Source organism: Ferrovibrio sp. (assembly GCF_041906005.1).
GTDB lineage: Bacteria > Pseudomonadota > Alphaproteobacteria > Ferrovibrionales > Ferrovibrionaceae > Ferrovibrio.
In genome coordinates this window covers 1-5,883 of sequence record NZ_JAYRJY010000007.1, presented here as the reverse complement: position 1 = coordinate 5,883, position 5,883 = coordinate 1, and the positions used below count along the sequence as shown (strand labels likewise).

Here is a 5,883-nt window from a genome sequence, read left to right as displayed (position 1 = left end):
GTGTCGCTCGGCCAGCGATTTTGGTACCGCTGGTATAACCCGGCGGCCTGAGAGGTATTCACACCTTCGCTTCAAGACATCAGGGCCGCCTTCCACCAGGCGGCCTTTGCTTTTCCAGTGATTGGATCATCCGGGCGCCGATTTGGGGGGAGGCGGTCTCAACCAAGGAGACCGACCATGACCCGCTTCGATTTCGACGTTATCGGCGATGCCCCCGTGCTGAAATCGCGCCGACCCGACAACACCGCGCCACAACGATCTGAGGTGCCGGCAGTCACACTGCCGCCGGAGACAGAAGGGCAACCGGATGCCGTAAAGCTGCGCGAGAATGCCGCCTGAAGGGCGCTATTCCCGGCTCTTCAGACGGGGCTCTTCAGATAGGCGCCGGGGGTGACGCCCATAATCTTGCGGAACATGGTGATGAAGGTGCTGGGATTGGCAAAGCCCAGCTCGAGCGCGACGCTCTTCACGGCGCGGCCGGAGCCCAACAGCGTGAGGCTTTTCAGCACCCGCATCTGTTCGCGCCAGCGATGGAAGGTGAGGCCGGTTTCCTGCAGGAACAGGCGCTCGATGGTGCGGTCGGACGTGCCGACGCGCTCGGCCCAGTCCTTGAGGCTGCGACGATCGCCGGGATCGGCGGTCAATGCCGCGCAGATCGGCCGCAAGCGCCGGTCGCTCGGCATCGGTATGTGCAATTCGCTGGCCGGCATGGCGATGATCTGGTCGAGTAGAACTTCGGAGATGTGGGCATTGGGCGTGCCGGGCGCAAAATCCTTCGGATCCGGCGCCTGGGTCGAAATGACGGCGGCCAGGATCAACTCGCGCAGCAAGGGTGAAACACCCAGCGAGCAGGGCATGGCCGGCAGTTCCGGGCGTGCATCCGGCTCGACATAGAGTGTCCGCATCGCCGCTGCCTGGTTGATGCGGATTTCGTGTTCGGTGCCGCCCGGCACCCAGACACAGCGGTTGGGCGGCGCCACCCATTGCCCATGGGCGGTCTCCACCGTCATCACGCCGGCGCAGCAATAGATCAGCTGCGACTTCCGGTGATAATGCGGCTCGATATGCCAGTCGGCCGGATAGTTGATCGGCACCACCAGGACCGGTACCGGCACGGCATCGACGTCGAACCATTGCGCGTCGATGGCCTCGCGCACCGCTGCCGAAAATTTCTGCGCTTTCGCCTGGGGCATGATTGCAGCCGATCCGTTCACTGCCGCCCGGTCGCGGCCGGGCAGCACGCGCCGACGATTATGTGCGCTCCATTGCCCCATTCCCACCCCGAAAATAAATGTAGCGCCGATGCATTTTACTCGGTCCGGTTGTGGTTTCTGAATGTTGGTTGTGTACAATAGATATAAATATCGTTTAAGTTGTAGATGCGAAACGGAGGCGACACATGACCTCTCTTGTCGACGCAGCTTGCGACCCGATCACCCTGTTTGCCGGCCTTTCTTTTCAGGCGGAAGCGCGGGCCAGCGAATGCCTGATCGCGGGCGATCCCTTCCGCCGCCCGGCACGGGCCAAGGATCTCCCCTTCATCCCGCTGGATCGGCCGCTGGGCCCAGACCGTCTCGCCAGCAACAGCGCCCTGGTCCTGCACCGGCTGCTCTTCAACGCTTATGAAACCGATCTCCTCTTCCTGCCGGCGGCCAAAGACGCCGCCGAACCGGACTGGGATTCCTTCGACGCATTCTACGGCCCGGAATCCATTGCCTGCGCGCAAGCGGCCAGGCCACGGCTGGAACATCTCGCCTTCGCCGGCCTCGAGGCTGAAATCGACCTTGCCGGCAAATGGTCGCCGGCGCTGACCCTCGCCTATTTCCAGGACTTCCTGGCGCGCGAGCAGGCAGCATCGGCTGAACCGGAAGAAAACGATCCCCTGCTCGCATCCCTGCTGGCGGCAGAAGATCCGCAGGCAGCCGCCCGGCACTATCTGGTGCAGATGGCGCCGGACTTCCTGTCCGAAGCCTCCGCCATGGCGCGCCTTTCCCCCGGCGCCTACGGGCCGCTGCAATCGGCGCTCTTCAACGTGCTCATCGATGAATACGGCGCCGCCGTTCACGCAGCCAAGCACAGTTCGCTCTTTGAAACGGTCATGGCCAGCGTCGGCCTCGACCCGCGCCCACATGCCTATTGGCAATTCTACCAGCCGGGTAGTCTGGCGCTGGTCAACTACTTCCATTATCTCGCCGCCAACAAGGGGCACTTCTTCCGCTATCTCGGCGCGCTCTTCTATACGGAAGCGAGCCTCGTCAACATCACCGGCCGGCAAAGCCGAGCCTTGCGCCGCATCTTCGGCAAGGCGATCGATACGCGCTATTTCGACGAACATCACCATATCGACCGACATCATAGCCGCATGGTGCTGGCCCGCCTCATCGAACCGGCCATTGCCGCCTATGGGTCCCGTGCCATCGCCGGCATCCTGCGCGGCTTTGAGGAATTGCGCCTGCTGCAGGCGGCAGCGGATCGCGATCTTGCCGCGCAGATCAACTGGGCCGGGCAATTGCGCCGGAACGATCCCCGCGCCGCCGGCCACATCGCGGCGTGGCGCGCCGGATCGGGCCCAGGTGAAACTTTCCGTGAGGTCAGCGACGAACGTTCGACCACGCATATCCATCCGGACGACCGCCTGCTTCTCCTTGAAACGGGCAGCATGGATTTCTTCCCCTTGGCCGGCGTCAATTTGGCGCTCAAGGCCGGCGACCATCTCTTCATCCCGCAGGGGCGGCTGCACGGTTCCATCGTCACCGCGCCGGAATGCCTCTATCACCAGCCGATCCTCTCTCCAGACGTCGCTCGGACGCTGGCATGAGCTGCGCCGGCCGCGCGGTACTGGGCGACCACCGCTTCGAGCTGCCGCCGGAGGTCGCGGAACGATTGCTGCAGGAAGCGGCGACGGCCCTCACCCGACGCCTCTATCAGCCCGAACCCATCACCGTCGCCACCACCGATCGCGCTGCAATCGAACGCCTGTTGCCGGCGGATCTGCCCCAAAAAGGCGGCGGGGCAGGGCGCCTGCGCCAGATCCTGTTCGACGAATTTCTGGCCCTGGTGCGCGACTACCGCCATCCGCTGCATCTCGGCCACCAGCGTCCGGCGCCGAGCTTTGCCAGCCTCTATGCCGATCTCGCCGCCGCCGCGTTCAACCCCACTGTCACCATGTTCGAAGGTGGCCCCTATTCGGTCGCGGTCGAAGGCCGTGTGCTGGATTGGATGAAGCGCCTGGTCGGCTATCCGGCAGATGCCGTCGCCACCATGGTGAATGGCGGGGCCGAGGCAAATCTCACCGCCTTGCTGGTGGCCCGCGACCGCGCTCTGGCAGAAGGCCCTGCGCCGGCGGATCTTCGCCTCCTCATCGGGCAACAGGCGCATTACACCCTGGCACGCTGTCGCCACATCCTGGGCCTGTCGCCGCAGGCGCTCGTCACCATCCCCGGCCGCGCCGATCTCTCGCTGGATATGGATGCGCTCGCCACGGAACTCACGGCCCTCGACCGGGCCGGCAAAAAGGTGATGGCCATCGTCGCCAATGCCGGTTGCACCGCCAATGGCGCCTTCGACGATCTCGGGCGCATGGCCGAACTCGCCGCCGCCGCCGGAACCTGGCTGCATGTCGATGCCGCCCATGGCGGTGCTGCCCTGCTCAGCGACCGCCAACGGCATAAGCTCCGTGGAATTGACCGTGCCGACAGCATCGTCATCAACCCGCACAAAATGTTCTTTGTGGCCACCCCTTGTTCAGTCCTGCTGTGCCGGCACCGGGCGGAATTCGCCGCCAGCCTCGATGTCGGGTTGGAAACGGCCAGCTACGTGATCCCTGATCCGACGACGCTGCGCGCTATCTCCGACGGCGACGAACCCTTGCGCTGGACATTGGCCTGCACCCGCTTCTTCTCGGCGTTCCGACTCTATGCGGCTCTCTCGACCTATGGCACCGATGGGCTTGGCGCCCGCATCGATCATGTCTGCGATCTTGCCGGATATCTCCATGACGAGGTGACGGGATCGGAGGATTTTGAAGGCCTGTGCCGCCCGGCCTTCAACATGGTCTGCTTCCGCTATCGCCCAGCGGGAATCGACCCTGCGCAACTCGATGCGCTCAATCGGACCTTGCGCGCCCGGCTGGCCTCGGGGCCGGACGCCTATCTCACCGGCTGCGAGGCGCAAGGCGTCTATTGGCTGCGCGCGCAGATCATGAGCGAGCATGTCGACCGCGATTCCTTGTGCGATCTCCTGCCGCTGCTGCGGCGCTACGCCGCCCTACTCACCGCCAGCCTGAAAGGATCCGCCCCATGAGCGTCTTGGTGACGACCGAGAGCGATGCCCCGGCTCTGGCCGACATGTGGTCGATCAGCGGCCAGCTGCTGCATACCCCGCTCTATCGCCGTACCCATGCCGCATTGCTGGCGGCGGCGATCGGCGATCGTGACGTGGCCCTCCTCGACGCCGCCTGCGGCACCGGCTTTCCGCTGCTCGAATTGCGCCGCATGGGCTTTACCGATCTCACCGGCGCCGATGCCGATGTCGATCTGCTGGCGCGCTTCCGCGCGGCCATCGCGGCGGACGCGGCGCTGTGCGATTGGCAGCCTGACCTCATCATTGCCCGCTGGCAGGAATTGCCGCAGCGGATCGCGCGCCGTTATGACGTCGTCCTCAATGTCGATGCCGCCATCGGCTTCATGGATAGCTGGCTGCCCGGCGAGATGCGCGCAGGAGAAGCGGCGATCCTTGCCCGTGTGACCGAGGTCTTGCGTAATTTCCACGCCGTGACGCGGCCCGGCGGCCGCTTCTTCATCGGCCTGCAGAAGAACAATCACAAGGGCAACCGCTACTACCCGATGTTCGTCGGCCGCATGCAGCTCGGCGGGATCGAGGCCGAGGCACATTGGAACATGAGCTATGACTGGCAGCGCCGCATCAAGACCTGGGTCAATGTGGTGACGGAAGGCGGCAGGACCCATGAGCAGACACGCTATTCCTATCTCTTCGACCTCGCCGAACTGGCGGATCTGCTGCGCGCGGCCGGGTTTGCGTCGGTCGAACAACTGCCGACGCCGGATGCGCTTTACGAGGACATCCTCATGGCAAGGCGGGGGCCGCTATGAGCCGGGGCGGCGAAACGTCCACGCGCTACCGCTTCGTCGAACTCACGGCCGGGCTGGACGAGATCTGGTGCGGCGATGCGCGCGCCTTCCTGCTGGCGCCATCGGACGCTATACCCGCCATCATTGAGGGGCGCTGCCCACATCGTGGCGGGCCGCTGGCACTGGGCCATTACGATTGCCGCGACCGGCAATGGCGCTGCCCCTGGCATGGGCAGAAGCATGCGCTGCCGGCCCTCCAGGCCTGCGCTCTGCCGGCCATCCGCCGCGGGCCGCATTGGCTGGTCGCCATCGAAGCGGCGGCACCGAAGGACGAAGCCATCTGCCTCACCCGGTGCACGCGAGCTCTCGGCTGACCCAATCCGGCTACCCTTTGTCGGAATTAGAGGACTTTGCGTGCTCGGATCGCGGGAGGGACCATGCGAAATTGTCGCGGCCGCTTTGGGAGACTGCCTTGTCCGTGCCGCTGCTCCGGGAACTCGACCCCGTCTTGGTTCGCGCCAGGACGGAACGCCAAGTGGGCATGCTGCTGGTGCTGGGGGCGGCGCTCGCCTGGAGCACAGCCGGCTTCTTCACCCGTGTGGTGAATACCGATCTTTGGACCATGCTGGTCTGGCGTGGCGGGCTTGGGGCCGTGGTGCTCTTTGTCTTCATGCGCCTGCGCGACGGGCCGCAATGCTGGCTGGTCCTGCGCCGGGCCCGGGCATCGTTCTGGATCGCGGTGTTCATAACGGCCCTCGCCATGCTGGTCTTCATCGCCGCCCTCAATCTCACC

General features: G+C 64.9%; 7 protein-coding genes. 6 read left to right on the top strand and 1 reads right to left on the bottom strand.

Annotated features, from left to right (window positions below):
- Window positions 1-177 precede the first annotated feature (177 nt).
- Complete coding sequence (locus ACE3OO_RS20050) at window positions 178-339, top strand: hypothetical protein (RefSeq protein WP_374305845.1); 162 nt, start codon at window positions 178-180, stop codon at window positions 337-339.
- 20 nt (window positions 340-359) lie between these two features.
- Here ACE3OO_RS20050 and ACE3OO_RS20045 read toward each other — a convergent pair whose 3' ends face one another.
- Window positions 360-1,193, bottom strand: coding sequence for a helix-turn-helix domain-containing protein (locus ACE3OO_RS20045; RefSeq protein ID WP_374305843.1), 834 nt, complete (start codon window positions 1,191-1,193; stop codon window positions 360-362).
- Window positions 1,194-1,399: 206 nt separating this feature from the next.
- Between ACE3OO_RS20045 and ACE3OO_RS20040 the strand changes: the two genes are divergently transcribed.
- The 5 genes from ACE3OO_RS20040 to ACE3OO_RS20020 all read left to right on the top strand — a co-directional run.
- Window positions 1,400-2,818, top strand: a complete 1,419-nt coding sequence (locus tag ACE3OO_RS20040) for an iron-containing redox enzyme family protein (protein ID WP_374305841.1) — start codon at window positions 1,400-1,402, stop codon at window positions 2,816-2,818.
- Window positions 2,815-4,302: an aspartate aminotransferase family protein gene (locus tag ACE3OO_RS20035; RefSeq protein ID WP_374305839.1), complete on the top strand. Its 1,488-nt coding sequence runs from the start codon at window positions 2,815-2,817 to the stop codon at window positions 4,300-4,302. Before ACE3OO_RS20040 ends, ACE3OO_RS20035 begins: the two co-directional genes overlap by 4 nt.
- On the top strand, window positions 4,299-5,111 hold the full coding sequence (locus tag ACE3OO_RS20030) for a methyltransferase domain-containing protein (protein WP_374305835.1): 813 nt from the start codon (window positions 4,299-4,301) through the stop codon (window positions 5,109-5,111). The genes ACE3OO_RS20035 and ACE3OO_RS20030 overlap by 4 nt, the downstream gene beginning before the upstream one ends.
- Window positions 5,108-5,464, top strand: a complete 357-nt coding sequence (locus ACE3OO_RS20025; protein ID WP_374305833.1) for a Rieske 2Fe-2S domain-containing protein — start codon at window positions 5,108-5,110, stop codon at window positions 5,462-5,464. Before ACE3OO_RS20030 ends, ACE3OO_RS20025 begins: the two co-directional genes overlap by 4 nt.
- Before the next feature lie 104 nt (window positions 5,465-5,568).
- Window positions 5,569-5,883 (top strand): EamA family transporter (locus ACE3OO_RS20020; RefSeq protein WP_374305831.1); only part of this gene is annotated, 315 nt, incomplete at its 3' end.

Excerpts from the sequence above, each read along its gene's own strand:
- ACE3OO_RS20045 (WP_374305843.1), bottom strand. The coding sequence starts at position 1,193 with ATGCCCCAGGCGAAAGCGCAGAAATTTTCGGCAGCGGTGCGCGAGGCC.
- ACE3OO_RS20035 (WP_374305839.1), top strand. The coding sequence starts at position 2,815 with ATGAGCTGCGCCGGCCGCGCGGTACTGGGCGACCACCGCTTCGAGCTG.
- ACE3OO_RS20040 (WP_374305841.1), top strand. The coding sequence starts at position 1,400 with ATGACCTCTCTTGTCGACGCAGCTTGCGACCCGATCACCCTGTTTGCC.
- ACE3OO_RS20030 (WP_374305835.1), top strand. The coding sequence starts at position 4,299 with ATGAGCGTCTTGGTGACGACCGAGAGCGATGCCCCGGCTCTGGCCGAC.
- ACE3OO_RS20050 (WP_374305845.1), top strand. The coding sequence starts at position 178 with ATGACCCGCTTCGATTTCGACGTTATCGGCGATGCCCCCGTGCTGAAA.
- ACE3OO_RS20025 (WP_374305833.1), top strand. The coding sequence starts at position 5,108 with ATGAGCCGGGGCGGCGAAACGTCCACGCGCTACCGCTTCGTCGAACTC.